A 25,708-nucleotide genomic window follows, 5' to 3' on the forward strand; every position below is an offset into this window, starting at 1 on the left:
GGGCTACCGGTTTACTTGCCTTCTGTCACTTGGGATAAGCGCAAAAGAAAATCTTTATGACTTAGCAGGAGCCCAGACACAACAAAAAATGGCATTTAGGCCTCAAGATCGCTGTTCGGGCTAGATGCCCGGGCGAACAAGGCCAAAGGACGGTGTCCATTCTGCCATTGGTTCTTATGTACTGCTCAGAACGTGTCTGTGCGGGCAGTAGATACTACTGCTAAGTACTCCAGGTACTACTCTAGCTGGTTAGAAAGGCTTAATCTACCCCCTGCGTGCTCTGGGGGCAGCTTTAAGCTCTTTAATCGGGTGATGTCTGGCACTTAAGGCTTTTAAAAGCGCAAGGACGCCGGCGCTCCCCTCCCCTGCCCGGGGGAAGGGGGCACCGGCGTCCGCGTCCTAAAAGAACCTGCCCGCCTAGCTGACGGTGAAGTTCTGGGTTGCTCCGGTGAAGGGGGTGATGGTGCCGACCCCGTTCTTGGAATCCCCGTGGTAAAGGATTCGGTAGGTACCGGGAACCGCATCGGCAGGGATCTGCCATTCGATGGTTACGCGGGACTGGGCTGCCAGGTGCCGCTTCCAGCGGAAGCGGGTGGCCGGGTCATTATCGCCGGCTACGGTCACCCACTGGTTACCCTCTAGACGCTGAACTTCAAGGTAGCTGGAGTTCAGCTGCTGGTCGTTGTTGGGGTGGGCACCCACAAAGAGGGCGCTGACGGTTGCACCCCGGGCCGTGTTGGCGGGCTGGGTGAGCACCTTACCGTAGTAGTGGCCAGCGCCGGGCAGGTCGTACCAGACCTTACCCACAGCGCTCTTCATGGGGGTGCGTACAGTGGGCTTATCGCCCAGGGGCAGCTCGGTGCCATCGCGCAGGGAAGTTGCAACGGTGTTGAGGGTCTGGCGGAAGGCCCCCATGGTATTGATACCGAATACGGTGGCCCCACCCTCGTACTGCTGCGAAACGTATTCCTGCGGAGTCGTCACATAGTGGCTGTAGGCGTTGGTGTAGCCCTGCACGATAATCTGTGACTCATCGACTCCCAACAGAGCCGCCATATCCTGGCGGTACTGAACACCGACCGCACCGTTGTGCTCACCGGGCATACCCAGCAGGTAGTAGTTACCGAAGCGCATGACCTGCACCGGCAGCTTCTGCTGTACCTTCTCGTGGACGGCCAGCAGGTTAGCCTTGGGGTACTGGCAGGCGCTCAAGCTGGCAGATGAGCTGTAGGCCAGCCAGTTGAAGTCGCTCCAGACCTTATTGGCGTTAACTCCCTCATTGAAGCCGGCTGCGCCGGGGCCATCCTCCACGCTACCGGCGGCAAAGGGGGCACCCAGCGAGGCATTACAGGTAGAGCCCGCGTAGCCGCTGCCCGTCCACCGGGCGTCCACCTGCACCTTGGAGAAGTCCACGTAGGTGATGCGGGAGTCCAGGCCCTGCCCCACTGGAGTACCTGCGCTTGCTAGCTGGGTGCGGACGGCGTCCGCCTGCTTGGTTCCCTGAATCTCAAGGTTGGTGAACATGTCGTTGGTGGGGCCCATACCCGGCTGCAGCATGGTGTTGGGCGAGACGTCACCGGTGTTGCTGTTAGCAAAGGCCGCGATGAAAGCGTCATCTTCAGCGCCCGCGTTCAGGTTGACCCCGTGGTCTACGGTTTCGAGCAGGTACTGGGCATAGCCCTTGTTATCTGAAGAGACCAGGGTGTTCTGGTTGGTCAGAGAAGTGGGGTGAATAGCGAACCAGTTCAGGACGGCGCGGGTCACCCCGTCGTGCTCAAAACGGAAGGTGGTGCTGGTGGGGTCTACCCCGTTGATGAGTTCGTCGGTGAGGTTAGCCGGGTCTTGTTCCAGGGCCACCGCCGATCGATTGACGCCCACACCGGTGAGCTGGCTGCTGGAGACCGTCACGTTGCCGGGGGCCAGGTCGGACAGGGCCTCGCGGATAGCCTGCATAGACCCGTTGACCTGGTTATTGAAGGTGGGTTCGTTGAAGCCCAGGGTTGCCAGGTTGTAGAGCACGTCCTTGCTCACGCCGCCGGGGGTGGCGTGGCTGTGGGAGGCCGTAATCATGATGTTCGCTTCGGTGAACTCGGGGCCGAGCTCAGCCTGAATACGGTTCACCAGTTCAGCACGAATGCTATTCCAGGCGCTTAGAGCATCAAGCACCACAATCAGGTTGCGGGAGCCGCTAGCAGGGTCAATGACCACGAAGGCGCGGGCGTACTGGCGGGTATGAATACCCGAGCCCTTCTGGGTATCGGTACCGTAGCCCACGAAGGCCACCTCGGCGACCTCACCGGTGATATCGGCAACGCCCGCCCCGACCAGGTAGGGGTTCGTGGCGGTTGGCTGGGTGGAGTTCACCAGCTGAGCCAGGCTCTGGGCATTGACACCCGCTGGCGTTAGTTCAACGTCGGCCTGGGACGGGATCAGATAGGCCCCGGCAGCTAGCGATAGGGCAGCCCCAAAGACGCCGAGCTTGACCCCTACATGTCGTGATAGTTTCATTCAACCCTCAAGATGTGCGAAAAGATAGGCGGGTGGAGCCCGCCCGTGTGTGCTCCCCTAAGCCTACCGACCGGGGCCTCTTCCAGCTAGCTGGGCTTGCCCCGCGATTCGTGGTAGAACGGAAGAACTTTAACCCCACGCAAAGGACAGCACGAGTGAGCACCCCCAACGAGTCTTACCTGGTCGGCCTGCTAGGTAGCGGCATCACGGCCTCTCTTACTCCGCCCCTGCACGAGTTCGCAGCAGACCGGGCAGGTGTGCGCTATCTCTACCGCCCTATCGACCTTGATGCTCTGGGCCCCGGGGCGCGAGCAGCGGGTGTACTGCCCGTGGGAGATCTGCTGCACTGGGGGTTTGACTTTGGCTTTAACGCTTTCAATATCACCTTCCCCTACAAGCAGGCTGTTCTGGAGCACCTCGATGAGGTGTCGGACGCCGCAGCCCGGCTGGGGGCTGTCAATACGGTGGTAGCGCGGGAGGGAAGGCTCATCGGGTACAACACCGATGTGAGTGGTTTTGCTTCTGCACTAACCCAGGGGCTGGCCCCAGCCCCCGAGGATCTGGCAACCGTCACCCAGCTGGGTGTCGGCGGGGCGGGCTCTGCCACCGCAGATGCCCTGCTGAGTTTAGGAACTAGAACGCTCAATCTATTTGATGTCGATATTGAAAGGTCTTCAACCAAGGCCCAGCAGCTGGCGGCGCTCTACCCGGGCGCAACCGTCCGCACCGTCACCGAAGCCGAGCTTGCTGAAGCCCTTGCCGCCTCAACCGGCCTAGTCAACGCCACCCCCATCGGCATGCACCACCACCCCGGCACTCCCCTGCCCCTGGACTACCTCCACTCGGGCCTCTGGGTCTTTGACGTCATCTACCTGCCCCAGAACACCCCGCTCATACAGAAGGCTCGTTCTATAGGGTGCAGGGTACTACCCGGCGGGCTCATGGCAGTGGGACAGGCAGCCGATGCCTTTGAACTCATCACCGGCCTGAGCCCAGACAGGGCAGAACTCCTGACTCACTTCGAAAGGCTCCTGGCAGCACAGGGCAACCAGCTCACCTAAGATTTCCCCGCAAACAGGCGCCCGTCCGTCCGCCTGTTTCTTCGCGCAGACTAAACATACCCCTACAAGCAAGGCCCTCCCCCGCAGAAATGCGGGGAAGGGCCTTACCTATACCGGGCTAACGGCGGACGGTTTACTTACCGAACTCGTAGTCATCCAGCGGAATAGCCTGGAACTCGGGGCTGATAGCACCCTCGTTGGTCTCGGCGTAGCTGAAATCATTGTAGGGAGTTGCGGTCTGAGCAAACAGAGCCTCGCGAGCCTCATCGGTGGGCTCTACCTCGATGTCGTTGTACATGGCAAGGCCAGTACCAGCGGGGATGAGCTTACCGATGATGACGTTTTCCTTGAGGCCGACCAGCGGGTCTTCCTTACCTTCCATCGCAGCCTGGGTAAGGACGCGAGTGGTTTCCTGGAAGGACGCGGCAGACAGCCAGGACTCGGTAGCCAGTGACGCCTTGGTAATACCCATCATCTCGGGGCGACCTGAGGCAGGACGCTTACCCTCAGCCAGAGCCGCACGGTTGGCGTTCTGGAAGGCGATGTTCTCAACCAGCTCACCGGGGAGCAGGTTGGTCTCACCGGAGTCGATGACGGTGATACGACGCAGCATCTGGCGAACGATAACCTCAACGTGCTTATCGTGGATGCCTACACCCTGGGAGCGGTAAACGCCCTGGACCTCGTCCACCAGGTGCTTCTGAGCCTCACGGGGACCGCGAATACGCAGAATCTCCTTGGGGTCAACAGCACCGGCGACCAGCTGGGTACCGACGGTGATGTGGTCACCTTCAGCAACTTCCAGGCGGGCACGACGCAGCACGGGGTAGGCTACCGGGTCATCGCCGTTATCGGGGGTGACAACGACCTTGAGGGACTTGTCGGTGTCCTCGATGGTAACGCGACCGGTGACCTCTGAAATCGGGGCAACACCCTTGGGGGTGCGGGCCTCGAAGAGTTCCTGAATACGGGGCAGACCCTGGGTAATATCGTCAGCCGATGCGACACCACCGGTGTGGAAGGTACGCATGGTCAGCTGGGTACCGGGCTCACCAATGGACTGAGCCGCGATAATACCGACGGCCTCACCAATGTCGACCAGGTTGCCTGAGGCCATGGAGCGGCCGTAGCAGAGGGCACAAACACCAACTGCTGACTCACAGGTCAGGACGGAGCGGACGCGAACCTCTTCGATACCGGCCTTGAACAGGTCGTCAATGACGATATCTGAGACGTCGGCGCCAGCAGCAGCCAGAACGGTACCGTCTTCAGCCACAACGTCAACAGCCAGAGCGCGACCGTGAATTGAGGACTCGACGTTCTCGTGCAGGGAAACCTTGCCAGAGGCGTCCTTCTCGATCAGGGGCAGGGTCAGACCGCGGCGGGTGCCACAGTCGTGCTCGCGCACGATGACGTCCTGAGAAACGTCAACCAGACGACGGGTCAGGTAACCGGAGTTTGCGGTACGCAACGCGGTATCTGCCAGACCCTTACGAGCACCGTGGGTTGCGATGAAGTACTCCAGAACCGACAGGCCTTCACGGTAGGAAGACTTAATCGGGCGGGGCATAATCTCACCCTTGGTGTTGGACACCAGACCACGGATACCTGCAATCTGACGAACCTGCATCCAGTTACCGCGTGCACCGGAGGTGACCATGCGGTTAATGGTGGTGTTCTTCTCAGCCAGGTTTTCCTTCATGGCCTCGGCGACCTCGTCGGTTGCCTTGGTCCAAATGTCGATCAGTTCGGTACGGCGTTCGACGTCGTCGATCAGACCCATGGCGAACTGGGATTCGATGTTGGCAGCCTGCTCTTCGTAGCCTTCCATAATGGCGGGCTTGGTGGGGGGCGCTGCGATATCGGAAACCGCAACAGTCACACCTGAGCGTGAAGCGTAGTAGAAGCCGGTGTTCTTGAGGGCATCAAGGGTCTTGGCTACCACGTGCATGGGGTACTTCTCAGCAAGGTCGTTAATGAGGGCACCCAGGGACTTCTTGTCGGCAATGCCGGTGTACCAGGGGTAGTCGGCGGGCAGGGTCTCGTTGAAGATGACCTGACCGACGGTAGTTTCTACCAGGACGGGCTGACCGGGCTCGTAGCCTTCGGGGGCTTCCCAGCCCTCGTAGGGTACGAAGTCGTCCAGCACGATCTTGACCTTGGTGTAGAGCTCAATCTCGTGGCGGTCCATGGCCATGATGGCTTCAGCGTAGGACGAGAAGAGGCGGCCTTCGTTCTTTTCACCGTCACGGGCGGTGGTCAGGTGGAAGAGACCGATAATCATGTCCTGGTCAGGTACCGCAACGGGGCGGCCATCGGAGGGCTTCAGGATGTTGTTGGAGGACAGCATGAGGATGCGGGCCTCGGCCTGAGCCTCGGGTGACAGGGGCAGGTGGACTGCCATCTGGTCGCCGTCGAAGTCAGCGTTGAATGCTGAACAGACCAGGGGGTGCAGCTGGATAGCCTTACCTTCGACCAGCTGGGGTTCGAAGGCCTGAATACCCAGGCGGTGCAGGGTGGGTGCGCGATTCAGCAGCACGGGGTGCTCGGTGATGATCTCTTCGAGAACGTCCCACACCTGGGGGCGGAAACGCTCGACCATGCGCTTTGCAGACTTGATGTTCTGGGCGTGGTTGAGGTCAACCAGGCGCTTCATGACGAAGGGCTTGAAGAGCTCCAGAGCCATCTGCTTGGGCAGGCCACACTGGTGCATCTGCAGGGTGGGGCCACCGACGATAACGGAACGACCCGAGTAGTCAACGCGCTTACCCAGCAGGTTCTGGCGGAAACGACCCTGCTTACCCTTGAGCATGTCAGAGAGGGACTTGAGGGGGCGGTTACCGGGACCGGTGACAGGGCGACCGCGACGGCCGTTGTCGAAGAGGGAGTCAACAGCTTCCTGCAGCATGCGCTTTTCGTTGTTGACGATGATCTCGGGGGCACCGAGTTCCAGCAGACGCTTGAGGCGGTTGTTGCGGTTGATGACGCGGCGGTAGAGGTCATTCAGGTCGGAGGTCGCGAAGCGGCCACCGTCGAGCTGCACCATGGGGCGCAATTCCGGCGGGATGACGGGAACGTAGTCCAGTACCATACCGAGCGGGGAGTTGTCGGTGGTCAGGAAGGCGTTGACAACCTTCAGACGCTTGAGGGCGCGGGTCTTCTTCTGGCCCTTACCGGTCTGGATGATGTCCTTGAGTGCCTCTGCTTCGGCTTCCATGTCGAAGTTCTCAAGACGCTTCTTGATTGCTTCTGCACCCATGGAACCTTCGAAGTACATGCCGTACTTGTCGACCATGCCACGGTAGAGGGCCTCATCACCTTCAAGGTCAGCGACCTTGAGGTTCTTGAAGCGGTCCCAGATGCGGTCGAGCTGCTCGATTTCGCGTTCTGCGTTCTTGCGGACGGACGCCATCTGGCGCTCGGCTGCGTCACGCAGCTTGCGCTTTTCTGCGGCCTTGCCACCGTCAGCCTCGATCTTGGCGAGTTCCTCTTCGGTTTCGCGGGCGATCAGGTTGATGTCGGCTGCGAGCTGGTCCTGTAGGACCTTCTTGTCGCGGTCGTGGGCGGCCTGCAGGTTGGGCAGGTCCTCGTGGCGGGCTTCTTCGTCCACATGGGTAATCATGTAGGCGGCGAAGTAGATGATCTTTTCCAGGTCCTTGGGAGCCAGGTCAAGCAGGTAGCCCAGACGTGAGGGCACGCCCTTGAAGTACCAGATGTGGGTCACGGGAGCTGCCAGCTCGATGTGGCCCATGCGCTCGCGGCGCACCTTGGCACGGGTTACCTCTACGCCACAGCGCTCGCAGATGATGCCCTTGAAGCGTACGCGCTTGTACTTACCGCAGTAGCATTCCCAGTCGCGGGTAGGGCCGAAGATGCGCTCGTCGAAGAGGCCTTCCTTCTCGGGCTTCAGGGTTCGGTAGTTGATGGTTTCGGGCTTCTTAACCTCGCCGTACGACCAGTCCAGGATGTTCTGGGAGGTCGCCAGGCCAATACGCATCAAACCAAGTGAAGATTCGTTGGACATTTGGTCCTTATCTCTTTCCTAGTGTTTTGAAGTCTTGTTCGAACAGATGGGAGGGTTTAGACCTCTTCGACAGAGCTGGGCTCTGCGTGGGACAGGTCAATACCCAGGTCATCTGCTGCTCGGAAGCCTTCGTCTTCTACATCGCGCATTTCGATGGTCTTACCGTCGGTTGAGAGGACCTCAACGTTCAGGCAGAGGGACTGCATTTCCTTGATCAAGACCTTGAAGGACTCGGGCACACCGGGTTCGGGGATGTTCTCGCCCTTAACGATGGCTTCGTAGACCTTCACGCGGCCGTGAACGTCGTCAGACTTGACGGTCAGGATTTCCTGCAGGGTGTAGGCGGCACCGTATGCTTCCAGTGCCCACACTTCCATTTCACCGAAGCGCTGGCCACCGAACTGGGCCTTACCGCCCAGGGGCTGCTGGGTGATCATGGAGTAGGGGCCGGTGGAGCGTGCGTGGATCTTGTCGTCGACAAGGTGGTGCAGCTTCAGGATGTACTGGTAGCCAACGGATACCGGCTCGGGGAAGGGCTCGCCGGAGCGGCCATCGAGCAGGCGGGCCTTACCTGAGCGGTTGATCAGGCGGTCGCCATCGCGGTTGGGGTTAGCGTGGTCCAGCAGCTCGAACAGTTCCTCTTCACCGGCACCGTCGAACACGGGGGTTGCGACGTTGGTGGGGCCGGTTTCCTTGGGGAAGTTGTGGAGCTTGTCGAGCCAGGCGGGGTTGCCCTCGATCTTCCAGCCCTGCTTGGCCAGCCAGCCGGTGTGAACTTCGAGTACCTGACCGATGTTCATACGACCGGGAACGCCCAGCGGGTTGAGGATGATGTCGACGGGGGTGCCGTCTTCCATGAAGGGCATGTCCTCGATGGGGAGGATCTTGGTAATAACACCCTTGTTACCGTGGCGGCCTGCCAGCTTATCGCCGACGGTGATTTTGCGCTTCTGGGCAACGTAGACGCGGACCAGCTGGTTGACGCCGCTGGGCAGGTCTTCGTCGTCGGTTTCGCGGTCGAAGATACGGACGCCGATAACGGTACCGGACTCGCCGTGGGGAACCTTGAGTGAGGTGTCACGGACTTCGCGGGACTTCTCACCGAAGATGGCGCGCAGCAGGCGCTCTTCGGGGGTCAGTTCGGTTTCGCCCTTGGGGGTGACCTTACCGACCAGGATGTCGCCGGCCTCAACCTCGGCACCGATGTGGATGATGCCGCGCTCGTCGAGGGCTGAGAGCACCTCTTCGGAGACGTTGGGGATATCGCGGGTGATCTCTTCGGCACCCAGCTTGGTGTCGCGGGCGTCGATTTCGTGCTCTTCAATGTGGATTGAGGTGAGCACGTCGTCGGAGATCATGCGCTGGGACAGGATGATGCCGTCCTCGAAGTTGAAGCCTTCCCATGACATGTAGGCCACGAGCAGGTTCTTACCGAGTGCCAGTTCGCCCTTGTCGGTTGAGGGGCCGTCAGCAATCAGGCTGCGCTCTTCAACGCGGTCGCCCACCTTAACAACAACGCGGTGGTTGTAGCAGTTACCGGGGTTGGAGCGCTGGAACTTAAGGATGGGGTAGGAGGTGGTGGTGCCATCGTCATTGCGGACGACAACCAGGTCAGCAGAGACCTCGGAGACCACACCGGCCTTCTTAGCGACAACGGAGTCACCGGAGTCAAGAGCCGCGTAGCGTTCCATACCGGTACCAACGACGGGTGCCTCTGATTCGAGCAGGGGCACAGCCTGACGCTGCATGTTAGCACCCATCAGTGCTCGGTTAGCGTCGTCGTGTTCCAGGTAGGGAATCAGGGCGGTTGCCACAGACACCATCTGGCGGGGGGAGACGTCCATGAACTCAATTTCACCGGCGTCTACCAGCACTGCTTCGCCTGAGCCGTCGCCTGCACGGCAGAGAACCTGCTCTTCAGCGAAGGTCATGTCTGCGTTCAGGGGTGCGTTGGCCTGAGCGATGGTGTTGCCCTTTTCGTCATCGGCGGTGAGGTACTTGACCTCGTCGGTGACCTTGCCGTTCTTGACGATGCGGTAGGGGGTCTCGATGAAACCGAAGGGGTTGATGCGGGCGTAGGTTGCCAGCGAGCCGATCAGACCGATGTTGGGGCCTTCAGGGGTTTCGATAGGGCACATACGGCCGTAGTGGGAGGGGTGCACGTCTCGCACTTCCATGCCTGCACGGTCACGGGAGAGACCGCCGGGGCCCAGCGCGGAGAGACGACGCTTGTGGGTCAGACCTGCCAGCGGGTTGTTCTGGTCCATGAACTGGGAGAGCTGAGAGGTGCCGAAGAATTCCTTGATGGAGGCAACGACCGGGCGGATGTTGATCAGAGTCTGAGGGGTGATAGCCTCGACGTCCTGGGTGGTCATACGCTCGCGGACAACGCGCTCCATACGGGACAGACCGGTGCGGATCTGGTTTTCGATCAGTTCGCCCACGGCGCGGATGCGGCGGTTGCCGAAGTGGTCGATATCGTCAACATCAACGCGGATGTCAACTTCCTGGCCATCGCGGACACCCTTGATGCTGGTGCCACCTGCGTGCAGGGTAACCAGGTAGCGGATCATCGCTGCGATGTCGTCCTGGGACAGCACTGAAGCTGAGGGGTCGTTAACGGGGGTGTCGATACCCAGCTTGCGGTTCACCTTGTAGCGGCCGACCTTTGCCAGGTCGTAGCGGCGGGGGGTGAAGTACATGTTGTCCAGCAGGTTCTGGGCAGCGTCAACCGTGGGGGGTTCGCCCGGGCGCAGCTTGCGGTAGATATCAAGCAGGGCCTCTTCGCGAGTCTGGACGGTGTCCTTCTCGAGGGTGGCGCGGATGGAGTCGAATTCACCGAATTCAGCCAGGATCTTGGCTTCGCTCCAGCCCAGGGCCTTGAGCAGGGTGGTGACGGACTGCTTGCGGCGGCGGTCCAGACGGACGCCGACCTGGTCGCGCTTGTCGATTTCGAGTTCGAACCAGGCACCGCGGGAAGGGATGATCTTCGCGGTGTAGATGTCCTTATCGGAGGTGCGGTCGGCGGTCTTTTCGAAGTAGGCGCCGGGTGAACGAACCAGCTGGGAAACAACGACGCGCTCGGAGCCGTTGATCACGAAGGTGCCGGATTCGGTCATCAGGGGGAAGTCACCCATGAACACGGTCTGCTGCTTGATTTCGCCCGTGTTGTTGTTCATGAATTCGGCCTTGACGTACAGGGGAGCTGCGTAGGTCGCGTCGCGATCCTTGCACTCTTCCATGGTGTACTTGGGGTCAGCGAATTCGGGATCGGAGAAGGACAGGGACATGGTGCCCTGGAAGTCTTCGATCGGGGAGATTTCTTCGAAGATGTCGGCAAGACCTGAGGTCTGACTGACGGAGGTATCGCCGGTTTCTGCTGCTACAGCTGCTTTAGCTGCCCAGCGTTCGTTACCGACGAGCTGATCAAAGCTGTCGAGCTGGAGCGCGAGCAGGTTGGGAACCTGCAGGGGCTCAGCAATTTTTGCGAATGAGATTCGGCGCTGCGAACCTACGCCGTTAGCGGCTTCAGTATTAGAGGTGCTCGAGGCGACCAAGATTGGATCCTTCCACAGACATGTCTGTTCGTACCCGCTCCCCCACCAGGGGCGGTACACTCAAGGACCCGTTGAAGAGGCAAACTAGCCTGTTATAGCACCTGTGCCGTGCTGGGATAGTGGCTAGATTGATGTTCGGGGTACTGGGGCGTACTTAAAACCTGTTACAACCTGCCCACCGCTATATGAAGGCACAGAAGATTAGGGAAGCGCAAATATTCATGCTACAGCAAAACATTTGCGCTGTCTATACCCAATCTCTGCGACTTTTGCAAACTCCGGCTAGCACTCCACCACGTTGACGGCCAGACCGCCCATGGAGGTTTCCTTGTAGCGGTGCGACATATCTTCGCCGGTCTGGCGCATGGTTTCGATGACCTGGTCCAGGGAGACCCGGTGCTGGCCGTCCCCGCGCAGGGCCATCTTGGCGGCGGTAACGGCGTTGGAGGCCGCCATGGCGTTACGCTCAATGCAGGGTATCTGCACCAGACCCCCCACGGGGTCGCAGGTCAGCCCCAGATTGTGCTCCATAGCGATTTCGGCGGCATTTTCTACCTGCTCGTTGGTGCCGCCCATAACCTGGGCCAGGCCCGCAGCCGCCATAGAGGAGGCGGTGCCAACCTCGCCCTGACAGCCCACTTCAGCGCCAGAGATTGAGGCCCGCTTCTTGTAGAGGGCACCGATGGAGGCAGCCGCTAAGAAGAAGTCAACGACAGCATCATCAATAACCTTTTGACCGCGGTGACGCACCGAGGGCACATAGTTGAGAGCGTAGTGCAGCACAGCTGGGATAATGCCTGAGGCCCCGTTCGTGGGGGCGGTGACGATACGGCCGCCAAAGGCGTTTTCCTCGTTGACAGCTAAGGCGATGAGGTTAACCCAGTCAATAGCGAACTCGGGTGACTTCTTAGGGTCTTCTGCCAGCAGGTCGCGGTGCCACTGGCCAGCACGGCAGCGCACTTTAAGCGGTCCGGGCAGGTAACCCATTCGTTCCAGAGACGAGCCAATGCATTCCTTCATGACCTGCCGAATATGCAAGATTCCGGCGCGTACTTCGCTCTCGCTGCGCTCGGTCTTCTCGTTTTCCATCTTGAGCTGGGCGATGGACAGGCCCGCGCTATTGGCCATATCAAGGAGCTCTTCGCCCGACCCGAAGGGGTAAGGAGCCTCAGATAGCCCGGTGGAACCCGATGATTCTTCGTTTTCCTCAACGATGAACCCACCGCCGATGGAGAAGTAGGTGCGCTCTAACAGCAGGCTCTCCCCCGCGTAGGCGGTGACCTTGATGCCGTTGGTGTGGCGGGGAAGTACGGTAAGCGGACGCAGGGTGATATCGGCTTCCTTGTAGGCCAGGACGGGCCCGCTCACCTTGGTTGCCTCTGGGCCGGGGGCACCGGATTCAAAGGCTGCCGAGGGGTAGCCTGCCAGGGGCAGGGTACCGTCCACCTGGTTGCGGTCCATGAGGGCCTCGGCAGCAGCAATGTCGATAGTTTCGGGCACGAAACCAGCCAGCCCCTTAATGGCTGCGCTCATGGTGCCGTGCCCGGCGCCGGTAGCAGCCAGGGAGCCGTAGAGGTCGATGTGGACCCGGGTGACGTCCTTGAGTGAGCCTGCGTCAATCAGCTCGGCGATGAACCGGTTGGTGGCTCGCATCGGGCCCACGGTGTGGGAGCTGGAGGGACCAATACCGATGGAGAACATCTCGAAGACAGAGATGTCGTAGTCCAGGGCTTCGGCTTTGGTCTGCGCTTCTGAATGGGGTGGCTCAGAAAGGTAGTCGGGGGTGTCGTTGAGGTCCATCGGTGATGCTCCTGCGGGGTGTCAAGGGGGCCTAGGTCAGAAAGAACCCTGTGCTACCAACCGGCCCAAGGCCGGTTGTGACGGGGTGGCAGTAGCACAGGGTTCTAAAATAGGGGCGCGCTGAGCGGCTTACTTCTCGCGCTTGTAGAAGGGCAGCTCGACGATATCGAAGGGAGCAACCTTACCACGGATATCGACGTTGACGGTCGCACCTGAGGTAGCGTGCTCGGTGGCCAGTAGAGCCATGGCAACGGGGTATCCCAGGGTGGGTGAGGGAATACCCGAGGTAATCTCACCGATCTCGGTGCCATTCTCGTCTACCAGCTTGGAGCCTGCCCGGCCCGGGCGCTTGCCCTGGGCCTTGAGGCCGACCAGGGAGCGAGCCGGGGCCTGCTCGGCAAGCTGAACCAGGGCGTCCTTACCCACGAAGTTGGCGGCCTTCTTGGTCAGAGCAATCTCGACCAGCTTGCCCATGCCCGACTCGAAGGGGGTAATGTCGCGGCCCAGTTCGTGGCCGTAGAGGGGCATACCGGCTTCAAGGCGAAGGGAGTCGCGGGCGGCCAGCCCGGCGGGGATTGCCCCGTGCTTCTCACCGCGTTCAGAGGCCAGGGCCCAGAGCTGGGCAGCGTCCTCATTTGCGACGTAGATTTCAAAGCCGTCCTCACCGGTGTAGCCGGTGCGGGCCAGCAGGGCCTCGATGTTGCCGAAGCGAATCGGGGCAGCTGCGTAGTAGCCCATGGAGGTGATGGTCTCGGCGTCAGAGGGGTCCATCTCCAGCAGGATGGCTTCAGAGGCCGGGCCCTGAACAGCGACCAGGGAGGTCGCTTCAGTCTCATTGACCAGCTGCACATCGAAGCCCTCGGTACGGGCGCTCATAGCCTCGTAGTCGGCAGCAACATTGGCTGCGTTAGGAATAACCAGGAACTCTTCCTCGCCCAGGCGGTAGGTAATCAGGTCGTCGATAACGCCGCCGTCCTCGGCCAACAGCAGGGAGTACTTGGCCTTGCCCACCTTGAGAATGGACATGTTAGAGAGCAGGGCGTAGTCCAGGAATGCGCCGGCGTCGGGGCCGGTGACCCGGAATTCACCCATGTGGGAGAGGTCGAAAAGGCCTGCTGCTGATCGAACAGCCTTATGCTCTTCAACATCGTTGGTGTACTTGAGGGGCATGTCCCAGCCGCCAAAGTCGGTGAAGGCGGCACCCAGGTCAGCGTGGACCTGGTAGAGGGCAGTTTTCTGGGGTGACATAGGGGTAAACCTTTCTAGCCTTAAGCGCTGTGGACTTCGATGTCGAAGGCTTCCATGGGCGGGCATTCGCAGACAAAATTACGGTCGCCGCCGGCACCGTCGATGCGGCCAACGGGGGTGAAGTACTTGTTCAGGCGCAGCTCGTGCACGGGGTAGGCGGCCTGCGAACGGGGGTAGGGGCGGGTCCATTCGTCGGCGGTGACGACCTCGGCGGTGTGCGGGGCGTTGCGCAGCACAGACTCCTCGGCGCTGACCTTACCGTCGATGACTTCCTGAATCTCAGCGTGAATCTGGGTCATGGCCTCAATGAAGCGATCCAGCTCAGCTAATGACTCTGATTCGGTGGGCTCGACCATGAGGGTGCCGGGAACGGGGAAGGCCAGGGTGGGCGCGTGGAAGCCGTAGTCCATGAGACGCTTGCAGACGTCCTCGGCAGTGATGCCGGACGCGGCGGTCAGCTCGCGCAGATCTAGGATGCACTCGTGGGCCACCAGGCCGGTCTCACCCGCGTAGAGCACAGGGTACAGGGAGCCCAGCTTCTTGGCGATGTAGTTGGCCGAGAGAATGGCGGTTTCGGAAGAAGCTCGCAGGCCCTCAGCGCCGGTCATAGCGATGTACATCCAGGAGATGGGGAGCACACCGGCAGAACCAAACATAGCCTGGGAGATGGGCAGAGGCGCATCTGCCAGCTGGCCTTCGGCGTCCGCCTCGAAGCCGTTACCGGGCAGGTACTTCTCAAGGTGGGCGCCGACGGCAACAGGGCCGACGCCGGGGCCACCACCGCCGTGGGGGATAGCGAAGGTCTTGTGCAGGTTCAGGTGGGAGACGTCGCCACCGAACTTGCCGGGCTGAGCTAAGCCCATCTGGGCGTTGAGGTTGGCGCCGTCTACGTAAACCTGGCCACCGGCGTCATGCACCAGCTGGCAGACCTCAACGACCTGCTCCTCAAAGACACCGTGGGTGGAGGGGTAGGTAATCATGATGCCGGCGATGGTATCACCGTACTTTTCAATCTTGGCCTTGAGGTCTTCTACGTCGATGGAGCCGTCGGGGGCGGTCGCCACACCGGCAACGGACAGGCCAGCCAACGCGGCGGAGGCGGCGTTGGTGCCGTGGGCGCTCATGGGAATCAGGACGACGGTGCGCTGGGTATCGCCGTTAGCCTCGTGGTAGGCACGGATAGCACGCAGACCCGCGTATTCGCCGGACGCACCCGAGTTGGGCTGCAGGGAGATAGCGTCGTAGCCGGTAATTTCGACCAGCCAGGCTGAGAGCTCATCAATCAGGGCTTTCCAACCCTTAGCCTGGTCGGCAGGCACGTTGGGGTGGATGGAGGCGAACTCGGGCCAGGAGATGGGTTCCATCTCGGCTGCTGCGTTCAGCTTCATGGTGCAAGAGCCCAGGGGAATCATGGTGCGGTCCAGGGCCAGGTCCTTGTCTGAGAGGGAGCGCAGGTAGCGCATCATGGAGGTCTCAGAGCGGTAGAGGTGGAAGACCGGGTGGGTCATGTAATCGTCGGTGCGCAGGAGGGCCTCGGGTAGCTCGTAGGCGTCGGTCTCCCCCAGCTGCCCGCCCAGGGCAGCTGCCAGGGCTTCCAGGACCTCATCGGTGTGGGACTCACCCACGGAGATGGAGATACGGTCTGCTGAGATTTTACGGACGTTGATACCGGCGTCCAGGGCCTTGGCAACCAGCTCGTCGGCGCGTCCTTCGGCCTCAAAGGCAACGGTGTCGAAGAAGGTCTCGTGGACCAGCTTCAGGCCGGCTGCGGTACCGGCGGCGGCGATGCGGGCGGTATTATCGTGCAGGCGGTTAGCGATAGCCCGCAGGCCCTCAGGGCCGTGGTAGACGGCGTAGGCACCGGCGGCGATAGCCAGCAGGGCCTGGGCGGTACAGATGTTTGAGGTGGCCTTTTCGCGGCGGATGTGCTGCTCGCGGGTCTGCAGGGCCAGGCGGTAGGCGGGCTTGCCGAAGGCGTCCTGGGAAACGCCCACCAGACGGCCGGGCAGGTTACGTTCCATACCCTTAGAGACAGCCATGAAAGCTGCGTGGGGTCCGCCGTACCAGAAGGGCAGGCCAAAGCGCTGGGAGGAGCCAACAGCGATGTCAGCGCCCTGGTGGCCGGGGGCGGTCAGCAGGGTCTGGGCCAGCAGGTCGGCGATGACGGTGACCAGGGCGCCACGGTCCTTGGCGGCCTTGATAACCGGCTCAATGTCGCGGACTTCGCCGTCGTGGCCGGGGTTGGAGATAATGACGCCGTAGAGGTCACCCTCGGGCAGGCCATCGGCAAAATCGGTGACCACGAAGGGAATGCCCAGGGCTTCGGCACGGCCTCGGACAACCGAGAGGGTCTGGGGCAGGGCGCGGGAGTCAATAGCGAAGAAGCCGTTCTTGACCTTGCGGTTGGCCCGGTGCATCATGACGGCGGCCTCAGCAACGGCGGTTGCCTCATCGAGCAGGGAGGCGTTAGCGATGGGCAGGCCGGTCAGTTCCATCACAGTGTTCTGGAAGTTCAGCAGCGCTTCGAGACGGCCCTGGGAGATTTCGGGCTGATAGGGGGTGTAGGAGGTGTACCAGCCCGGGTTTTCAAGAATGTTGCGGCGGATCACGGCCGGGGTGATGGCATCGTAGTAGCCGGCACCGATCATCTGGTGCTTGACCTGGTTGAGGGCGGCGTAGGAGGCAATCTTGTTCTGGGCCTCAAGTTCGGTCAGGGGGGCGGGCAGGTTGAGGTCGCCCTCTAGACGAATATTGGAAGGGATGACCTCGTTGATGAGGGCGCCGAGGCTGTCATAGCCCAGCACCGAGAGCATGGTTTCTTGGTCGTTTGAGCGGGGGCCAAGGTGGCGGTCGATGAATGACATGGTGACTCTCCAGGGGTAGAGGGTAAACCTGCCCACAGGGGTGCCCTGTGGTGGTGCCCTCCCCGCTCTGTTAAAACCTGAGAGTTTTAGTTCGCAGCTACCCATCACGCTTGGTAGCGGGCGCGAATTTTGCCCCTTCGGTGGGGGTTTGACGCCCCTCTCCAGAGTTGCCTAACTGAGCGGTACATGTGCCTGAGAGTTTCCCGGGGAGGGTTTGCTCCTTCGGCGCCGGTGCCCGTGGTCCCTCAACCTCGAGCATGTACGGTCTCTCCCGCACCAGTTGTAACGGCGTTTTAGTTGTAACAACCCTTATTGTGCCATACCTTACACCCAAAGCACCACACGAGAGACTTTTGGGGTGGAAAAGTCGATTTTACGGGGCGGACGCAACCGCGCCCCGCCCCTGCCCAAGGGCAGGAAAGCGGGGCGCGGGCGTCCGGAAATCTCCCTGAACGGGGAGTGCCAAGCCGAGCTTAGGCGGCGCGGGCAGGCTTCTTGTCTGAGGCCATCCAGAGGGAAACCAGAATAGAAATCACGCAGGTAGAAGCCAGAGCCAGCACGCCCCAGAAATAGTTGCCGAAAGCGGTGTAGGCAGCGCCCATAATCAGGGGCGGGAAGTAGCCGCCCAGGCCACCGGCTGCCGAGACCAGGCCAGACACGGTACCGGTATCTTGCGGGCGAACGACCTTGCCCAGCCAGCCGTAGATGGTGCCGGTACCGAAACCCACGAAGAGGGCCATGACCACGTGAAGCAGGGTGTTCACAGCGGTGCTCTCGGGCTCGAAGGCGATGCAGACAGCCAGCACGGTCATAGCAACAAAAACGATGAGGGTGGTGAGCTTGCCGCCGAACTTATCGGCTGCGACGCCGCCGAAGGGGCGAGCCAGCACGGCGCAGGCTGCGAACATGGCGGCGAAGGTACCACCAGCAACGGCCTCATAGCCGTAAATGTTCTGCATGTAGGTTGACAGGAAGTTGGAGAAAGCCACGAAGGCGCCGAAGACCACAGCGTAGATGAAGCAGAGCTGCCAGGTCACCAGTTTCTTGGACACCGCCAGAATCTTGGGCAGAACGGGCTCGGGGGTGCGGGCCTTCATAACGGGTGAGTCGCGGATGAAGAGCCAGACGATGACGGCGTAGGTCAGGGCTGCGCAGCTCATAATGACGTGGGTGGGAAAGTAGCCGAAGGCAGCCAGCATGCGGGGGTTAAAGAAGGCAGCGCAGGCGGTACCGACCATGCCCATGCCGAAAATACCGGTGGCGAGGCCCTTGCGGTGGGGCTCAAACCAGGCAGCGGCGAAGGGAATACCCACCGCGAAGATGGATCCACCAATACCCAGGAAGAAGGCTGCCACCAGCAGCAGGGAGAAGTTACCCATCTGCCCCACCAGGCCAGTAACGAGCACCATGGACCCGGTGAGGGTCAGCATGATGGTGAACATAATGCGACCACCGAAGCGGTCGGTCAGGGCACCCACCGGAATACGGGCCAGGGACCCAACGATCACCGGGGTAGCAATCAGCAGGGAGCGCTGCCCCTCGGTCAGGCCGTAGGTTTCGGTGTAGTACTTGGCCAGGGGGCCAATCATGGTCCAGCCCCAGAAGCCAATCATGGAGGCCAGGGCCGCCATAATGACGTACTTGAACTGGCCAGCAAGCTGCGGATCTTTCGCAGCAACAGCCGTAGTAGACATGGTGTTTTCCTTAGTGGTGGTGGTGCTGGCGCTCGACCGTGCGGGCGTCCTTATTCACGGAGTCTGCGGTGCCTACCGGCGACCAGCCGCGGGCGTGGTTACGCTTGCCCCGCGAGCGGTAGACGATGTAGGGCCGGAAGATGTAGTGCAGGGGTGCGGTGAAGGCGTGGACCAGGCGGGTGAAAGGCCAGAGGCAGAAGAGGATCATGGCCACGATGACGTGGATATGGAAGGAGGTGGTGGCGCTCGCCATGGCCTCGACGTTGGGCTGGAAGTAGAAGAGGGAACGGAACCAGACCGAGACGGTTTCGCGGTAGTTGTGGTGCCCTTCAATTTCCATGGCGTTGAAGAGGGTTGCTACCGAGCCGAGGACGATGGCGCTGGTGAGTGCCACGTACATCATCTTGTCGTTCCAGGTGGTGGCGCGGAAGACGGTGGCGGAGGTGCGGCGACGGTAGATCATGGCGAAGAGGCCGATGAGGGTGGCGACCGCTGCGATGGAGCCCAGTACCAGGGCGTTGATGTGGTAGAAGTGCTCCGAGATGCCAACGGCGTCGGTCCAGGATTTGGGGATGACGAGGCCAACGATGTGGCCTACGAGCACGACTAGGATGCCGTAGTGGAACATGGGCGAGGCGATGCGTAGCAGGCGGGATTCGTACATCTGGGAGGAGCGGGTGGTCCAGCCGAACTGGTCGGTTTTGTAGCGCCAGATGGTACCGCCGATGACGATGGCGAGGGTGATGTAGGGGAAGATGCCCCAGAGGAAGAAGTCGAGGGCGTTGACTGTGGTGGTCACAGGTGGGCTCCGTTCTTGTGGTCGGCACCGATGGTGGCGCCGGGTGTCTGTTCGTGGGGCAGCAAAAGGGGTAGCAGGCGGGGGTCGCCGGGGGCCAAGGCCAGGCCGACGGCTTCTGCGGGCGGGCCTGCGGTGACCAGTTTTTGCACGTCCGCCTGAGTTTCTGGGGAAACTCCGGGCAGGGTCTGGCAGACCGCCTCAATCAGCTCATAGTAGGGCAGGTTGTCATCGCGCAGGGCCAGGCGAAGAAGTTCCAGGGAGGGCCGGTATGCCTGAAGCGCTGCCCGCCCGGCCCGGGCGTCCACCAGGGCGGTGAACTCGAGAACCATGGGCAGGTAGTCCGGCAGTTCCCCGTGCAGGGTGGTGACCATGCCGGAGTCGCGGTACATCTGCTTGAAACGGGCCAGGGCCTCGCCGCGGCGGCGGGTGTCCCCCTCGGTCCAGTAGGACAGGTGGAAGGCGTGGCGACGCGACAGGTCGTATTCCTGTACGTATTCAGCCTGCATGGCGTCAAGCTCGGTTGCCTCGTACCAGGTCTTGATGCGGGCTACACCGCGCGTTAAGTAGTCATTGCCGGTTTCTTCGGCAAGCGCAGTGAGTTCGGGCAGCAGGGCGCGGGTTTCTTCACTGGGGTAGCGCATGAGGACGCTGGTGAGCTGGTAGACCACGGCGTCGGTGGGGTGCCCGCTCCCCCAGTCCATGTCGAAGGGGTCGCCCGAGGGCGGGGTGGGTGGTTCCACCTCCGCCGCGTTGCGTTTGAGGAGTTTGGAGAAGAATCCTGCCACGGCTAGACCTTCTTGCTTCCGGAAGTATCGGGGAAGAGGGAGTCGGGGCGGGTTTTACCGTCCCACATGAAGATATCGACCTTGCCGTCGGCGCGGGCGGCGTTAGCGTAGGAACCTGCGGAGACAGGCACGGGGCGATCGCCGGGGTCGGTGAAGGCTCCGTCGTAGAGCATGCCTGGGCCGCCGTCGGTGTCGAGGGAGCAGCCGATTTCTTCGAGGTTGTGGGCGTCCTCCAGGTGGGCCGGAGGAATGACGTAGCGTTCTTCGTACTTGGAGATAGCCATGAGGCGGTACATCTCGTACATTTCTGCGCCGGTCATGCCGACTTCGTGGGCGATCTCTTCGTTGCCGACGCCGCCGAGGGTAATGTCTCGCATGTAGGCGCGCATGGCGGCTAGCTTTTTGAGCACATTGACCACGATGGTGGTGTCACCTGCGGTGAAGAGCTCGGCAAGGTATTCGACGGGGATACGCAGGGAGTCGATGGCTCCGAAGAGGTTGGCCTGGGACTCTGCGTCGTGGCCCTGTTCCTTGAGCAGGTCGATGATGGGTGAGAGCGGCGGGACGTACCAGACCATGGGCATGGTGCGGTATTCGGGGTGCAGGGGAAGGGCAATCTTCCATTCCTTGGCCAGCTTGTAGACCGGGGACTTCTGGGCTGCGGTAATCCAGGAGTCGGGAATGCCCTGCTTGGTTGCCTCGCGAATCACCTCGGGGTCGAAGGGATCGAGCATGATGTCGAGCTGGGCCTGATAGAGCTGCTTTTCATCGGGCACAGAGGCAGCTTCGGTGACGCGGTCAGCGTCGTAGAGGAAGATGCCAATGTAGCGCATGCGGCCCACACAGGTTTCAGCGCAGACGGTGGGAATACCGTATTCGATGCGGGGGTAGCAGAAGGTACATTTTTCGGCTTTGCCGCTCTTGTGGTTGAAGTAGATCTTCTTGTAGGGGCAGCCGGTGATGCACTGGCGCCAGCCGCGGCACTGGTTCTGGTCGACCAGCACGATGCCGTCCTCTTCGCGCTTGTAGATAGCGCCGGAGGGGCAGGACGCCATGCAGGAGGGGTTGAGGCAGTGCTCGCAGATGCGGGGCAGGTAGAACATGAAGGTGCGTTCGAATTCGAACTTGATCTTCTCTTCTGACTGCTGACGCACCTTTTCAACCAGAGGGTCCAGGTGGCCGGACTCGTGGGCACCGCCCAGGTTGTCGTCCCAGTTGGGGCCCCATTCGATGGAGGTGTCCTCACCGGTAATCAGAGATTTAGGACGCGCGGTGGGAAAGTCATCGCCTAGGGGCGCGTTGGTGAGGTTCTCGTAGTCGTAGGTCCAGGGTTCGTAGTAGTCCGAGAGTTCGGGCTGAACCGGGGAGGCAAAGAGGGTAAAGAGTTTCTTGAAGCGGTTACCGCTCTTGAGTTCCAGGCGTCCGCGCTTGTTCAGTACCCAGCCGCCCTTCCACTTTTCCTGGTCTTCGTAGCGGCGGGGGTAGCCCTGGCCGGGACGGGTCTCGACGTTGTTGAACCAGACGTATTCGGTACCGGCTCGGTTGGTCCAGGCCTGCTTACAGGTGACGGAGCAGGTGTGGCAGCCCAGGCACTTGTCGAGGGCCATGATCATTGAAACTTGTGCCATGACGCGCATTAGTAGGTTACCTCCTGCTTGCGGCGGCGAATTCTTGAAACGATATCTCGCTGGTTACCGGTGGGTCCCAGGTAGTTGAAGGCGTAGGCCTGGTGGGCGTAGCCACCGATCAGGTGGGTGGGTTTGACCATGATGCGGGTGACGGAGTTGTGAATACCGCCTCGCTTGCCCGAGACCTCTGACTTGGGAATGTTGACCAGGCGCTCCTGGGCGTGGTGCACGTAGACCACACCTTCGGGCATACGGTGGGAGACCACCGCGCGGCCCACGAAGACGCCGTTGGCGTTCTCACACTCAATCCAGTCATGGTCCTTGACCCCAATTTTGGCGGCGTCCGCCGGGCTCATCCAGGCGTGGGTGCCACCGCGGGAGAGGGTCTGCATGTAGAGGTTGTCGTGGTAGGAGGAGTGGATAGCCCACTTGTTGTGCACCGTCACGTAGCGGACAGCCACCGACAGGTCGCCGGTCTCACCAATTTCAGGTTCACCGAAGAGGTTGTGCATATCCAGCGGCGGGCGGTAAACCGGTAGCTGCTCTCCCATCTCGCTCATCCAGTCGTGGTCGAGGAAGAAGTGCATACGACCGGTGAGGGTGTGGAAGGGCTTGAGCTGTTCGATGTTGAGGGTGAAGGGGGCGTAGCGGCGTCCGCCAGTCTCAGAACCTGACCATTCCGGTGAGGTGAAGACGGGGCAGGGTCGGTCCTGGGTATCGCGGAACTTAATGCGCTTTTCTTCGTTGCCCTCTGCAAGGTGGTGCATCTTTTTGCCCACCCGCTTTTCCAAGGCCTTGAAGCCCTTGAGGGCTACCGGGCCGTTGGAGGTACCCGAAAGAGCCAGGATGGTGTCGGCCAGCTTAATGTCGGTATCAAGGGCCGGCAGGCCAGCGCCCTTACCGCTACCCATCACGCCGTGTTCCTCAGCTAGCTGGGCTAGCTGCTCGTTGACGTCCACAGTCACAAACTTGGTGGTGGTTCCCAGCTTGGAGAGCAGGGGGCCCACCGAGGTGTACATGTCGTAGATAGCCGGGTAGTCGCGCTCCACCACGGTGAAGATGGGCATATTCTTGCCCGGGATACCCTTGATTCCTTGATTCTTCCAGTCAGGTGCATGGCCGCCGGGCTGGGCCAGCTGGCCGGGGGTATCGTGCTGCAGGGGCACGGATACCAGGTCGCTGCGCTTGCCCAGGTGCTTAGCTGCCCACTTGGAGAACAGGTAGGCCAGTTCCTTGAAGACCTGGTGGTCGGTCTTGGTCTCCCAGGGCGGGTTGATGGCCGGGGAGAAGGCGTGGATGTAGGGGTGCATGTCGGTGGAAGAGATATCGTGCTTCTCGTACCAGGTAGCGGCGGGGAAGACGATGTCCGACAGCAGGGTGGATGAGGTCATGCGGTAGTCGGTGGTCACCAGCAGATCCAGCTTGCCTTCGGGCGCATTCTGGGCCCATTTGACCTCGGCGGGCTTGAAGTCTTCGGCGTCCTTACCCATGACCGAGTTGTGGGTGCCCAGCAGGTGCTTGAGGAAGTATTCCTCGCCCTTGGCGGACGAGCCCAGCAGGTTGTTGCGCCACAGCACCAGGGTGCGGGGCCAGTTGACCGGGTTGTCGACGTCCTCCACCGAGAAGTCCAGGTCGCCCGAGTTCAGGCGCTGGGCAACGTAGTCTGCCGGGGACTCTGCGGTGCCAGCGGCAACCGCTGCGGCACCGGCGTCCGCCAAATCCAGGGAGTTTTCGGGGAACTGGGGGTAGAAGGGCATCCAGCCCATGCGCACGGAGCGGGCCAGGACGTCCGCAGTGTGCACCCCGCGCAAATCCCCCTTGGCCAGGGGCGATTGCAGGGAATCGGTAGTACGGCCGTCGGAGCGGAACTGGTCGGTGTGCATGTACCAGAAGGCGGTGCCAGCCTGGGTACGTGGCGGGCGAATCCAGTCCAGGGCGTTGGCCATGTGGGACCAGCCCGTGATGGGGCGAGCCTTTTCCTGGCCGACGTAGTGGGCCCAGCCGCCGCCGTTGCGGCCTTCGGCGCCGCACATCATGAGCAGGGCCAGAATCGCGCGGTAGGTGGTGTCGCCGTGGTACCACTGGCAGATACCGGCACCCATGATAATCATGGTGCGGCCACCCGAGTCGATGGAGTTCTGGGCGAACTCGCGGGCAGTACGGATGACAGCTTCGGCGGGTACGGAGGTAATGGCCTCCTGCCAGGCCGGGGTGTACTGGGTGTCGGCGTCCTCAAACCCGGTGGCCCACTGGCCGGGCAGGCCGGGGCGGCCGATACCGTACTGGGCCAGCATGAGGTCAAAGACGGTAGTGACGGTCTTACCCTCAACGGTGATGGTGGGTACGCCACGGGTAATAATCTTGCCGCGGCCCGAGGGCTCGTCGAAGGCGGGCATCTGGATCTCGACGGCGCGCTCGGCGCCGGTCGGCAGATCAAGGATGGACAGGGCAGGCTTGACGCCCTGTAAGTCCAGGTTCCATTTGCCTTCGTCCTCTGCGTTGTAGCGGTGACCCAGGGAGCCGTTGGGCACCACGACCTCGCCGGTTTCGCGGTTGAGCAGGGCGGTCTTGAAGGACGCATCGGGCACCTGGGCGTGCTCGGCAAGGTTGGCGGCGGTGAGGAACTTAGCCGGAACCGTCACCCCGTCCTCGCGGGTCTCTAGGGTGACCAGGAAGGGGAAGTCGGTGTAGGTGCTCACGTAGTTCTCGAAGAACTCAACGCGACGGTCGACAAAGTTCTCTTTGAGGATCACGTGCCCCATGGCCATGGCCAGGGCGGCGTCGGTGCCAGCCTGGGCGGGTAGCCACTCGTCGGCGAACTTGGTGTTATCGGCGTAGTCGGGCGAGACGGAGACAACCTTGGTGCCGCGGTAGCGTACCTCGGCCATCCAGTGGGCGTCGGGGGTGCGGGTGACCGGGATGTTGGAGCCCCACATCATGAGGTAGGTGGCATCCCACCAGTCACCTGACTCGCGCACGTCCGTCTGGTCGCCGAAGACCTGGGGTGAGGCCACCGGCAGGTCGGCGTACCAGTCGTAGAAGGAGGTCATCACGCCACCGATGAGCTCAATGTAGCGAGCACCCGAAGCGTGGGAGACCATGGACTTGGCAGGAATGGGTGAGAAACCGATGTTGCGGTCGGGCCCGTAAGTTTTGATGGTGTGAATCTGGGCGGCAACCACCATTTCGAGGGCTTCTGCCCAGGAGCCGCGCACCAGACCGCCCTTGCCGCGGGCGCTCAGGTAGCGGGAGCGTTTCTCGGGGTCAGAGACAATCGAGGCCCAGGCTTCTACGGGGTCCCCCAGGCGGGCGCGGGCTTCGCGGTACATCTCCAGCAACACACCGCGAATGTAGGGGTACTTCACGCGGGTGGGTGAGTAGGTGTACCAGGAGAAGGCGGCGCCGCGGGGGCAGCCGCGGGGTTCGTATTCGGGGCGATCGGGGCCGACGGTGGGGTAGTCGGTGGCCTGAGCCTCCCAGGTGATCACACCGTCTTTGACGAAGACCTGCCAGGAGCAGGAGCCGGTGCAGTTAACGCCGTGGGTGGAGCGGACGACCTTGTCATGGCTCCAGCGGTTGCGGTAGAAAACGTCGCCTGCGCGACCACCTTTGAGGAAGGCTGCGCGGCCGTCGTCGGTTTCGTCCCACTTGGTGAAGAATTTGCCGAATTTGATGAGCTTGTCAGTGAGAGGCCCGTCGGGCCCAGGTGTGTGTGATGCCTGCTGTGTCATGGGCACCAG

12 protein-coding genes and 2 riboswitches are annotated in these 25,708 nt (G+C 61.5%); of the genes, 1 reads left to right on the forward strand and 11 read right to left on the reverse strand.

The window, feature by feature from the left end; genetic code table 11:
* Positions 1 to 417: 417 nt before the first annotated feature.
* Positions 418 to 2,508: a neutral/alkaline non-lysosomal ceramidase N-terminal domain-containing protein gene (locus tag ACFP6B_RS10200; RefSeq protein WP_377129708.1), complete on the reverse strand. Its 2,091-nt coding sequence runs from the start codon at positions 2,506 to 2,508 to the stop codon at positions 418 to 420.
* Positions 2,509 to 2,663: 155 nt separating this feature from the next.
* Between ACFP6B_RS10200 and ACFP6B_RS10205 the strand changes: the two genes are divergently transcribed.
* Entirely contained in the window at positions 2,664 to 3,569 is a 906-nt protein-coding gene (locus tag ACFP6B_RS10205; RefSeq protein ID WP_377129710.1) for a shikimate dehydrogenase, read from the forward strand.
* 133 nt (positions 3,570 to 3,702) lie between these two features.
* Here the strand turns inward: ACFP6B_RS10205 and ACFP6B_RS10210 are convergent, their stop codons facing one another.
* From ACFP6B_RS10210 to ACFP6B_RS10255, 10 genes are all read right to left on the reverse strand, one after another.
* Positions 3,703 to 7,593: a DNA-directed RNA polymerase subunit beta' gene (locus ACFP6B_RS10210; protein ID WP_237185974.1), complete on the reverse strand. Its 3,891-nt coding sequence runs from the start codon at positions 7,591 to 7,593 to the stop codon at positions 3,703 to 3,705.
* A gap of 56 nt (positions 7,594 to 7,649) precedes the next feature.
* A complete protein-coding gene (gene rpoB / locus ACFP6B_RS10215; protein WP_377129712.1) occupies positions 7,650 to 11,150 on the reverse strand; it encodes a DNA-directed RNA polymerase subunit beta in 3,501 nt (1,166 codons plus the stop codon).
* A gap of 282 nt (positions 11,151 to 11,432) precedes the next feature.
* Complete coding sequence (locus ACFP6B_RS10220; protein WP_377129714.1) at positions 11,433 to 12,950, reverse strand: L-serine ammonia-lyase; 1,518 nt, start codon at positions 12,948 to 12,950, stop codon at positions 11,433 to 11,435.
* 129 nt (positions 12,951 to 13,079) lie between these two features.
* Positions 13,080 to 14,198: a glycine cleavage system aminomethyltransferase GcvT gene (gene gcvT, locus ACFP6B_RS10225; protein ID WP_377129716.1), complete on the reverse strand. Its 1,119-nt coding sequence runs from the start codon at positions 14,196 to 14,198 to the stop codon at positions 13,080 to 13,082.
* Between the two features lie 20 nt (positions 14,199 to 14,218).
* Positions 14,219 to 17,062, reverse strand: coding sequence for an aminomethyl-transferring glycine dehydrogenase (gene gcvP, locus ACFP6B_RS10230; protein ID WP_377129718.1), 2,844 nt, complete (start codon positions 17,060 to 17,062; stop codon positions 14,219 to 14,221).
* Between the two features lie 57 nt (positions 17,063 to 17,119).
* A riboswitch (glycine riboswitch) is annotated at positions 17,120 to 17,232 on the reverse strand.
* A riboswitch (glycine riboswitch) is annotated at positions 17,233 to 17,346 on the reverse strand. It lies immediately after the preceding riboswitch.
* A 189-nt stretch (positions 17,347 to 17,535) separates the two neighbouring features.
* Positions 17,536 to 18,756 (reverse strand): MFS transporter, encoded by a 1,221-nt coding sequence (locus ACFP6B_RS10235; protein WP_377129720.1) that lies wholly within the window; start codon positions 18,754 to 18,756, stop codon positions 17,536 to 17,538.
* Between the two features lie 10 nt (positions 18,757 to 18,766).
* Complete coding sequence (gene narI / locus ACFP6B_RS10240) at positions 18,767 to 19,555, reverse strand: respiratory nitrate reductase subunit gamma (protein ID WP_326502893.1); 789 nt, start codon at positions 19,553 to 19,555, stop codon at positions 18,767 to 18,769.
* The gene (gene narJ / locus ACFP6B_RS10245) at positions 19,552 to 20,340 is read right to left on the reverse strand and encodes a nitrate reductase molybdenum cofactor assembly chaperone (RefSeq protein WP_377129722.1); all 789 of its coding nucleotides are present in this window, start codon (positions 20,338 to 20,340) and stop codon (positions 19,552 to 19,554) included. The genes narI and narJ overlap by 4 nt, the downstream gene beginning before the upstream one ends.
* Before the next feature lie 2 nt (positions 20,341 to 20,342).
* Complete coding sequence (narH, locus tag ACFP6B_RS10250) at positions 20,343 to 21,977, reverse strand: nitrate reductase subunit beta (protein ID WP_377129724.1); 1,635 nt, start codon at positions 21,975 to 21,977, stop codon at positions 20,343 to 20,345.
* A complete protein-coding gene (locus ACFP6B_RS10255) occupies positions 21,977 to 25,699 on the reverse strand; it encodes a nitrate reductase subunit alpha (RefSeq protein ID WP_377129726.1) in 3,723 nt (1,240 codons plus the stop codon). Before ACFP6B_RS10255 ends, narH begins: the two co-directional genes overlap by 1 nt.
* Between the last annotated feature and the right edge of the window lie 9 nt (positions 25,700 to 25,708).

Source organism: Rothia nasimurium (assembly GCF_042660305.1).
Classification (GTDB): Bacteria; Actinomycetota; Actinomycetes; order Actinomycetales; family Micrococcaceae; genus Rothia; species Rothia nasimurium.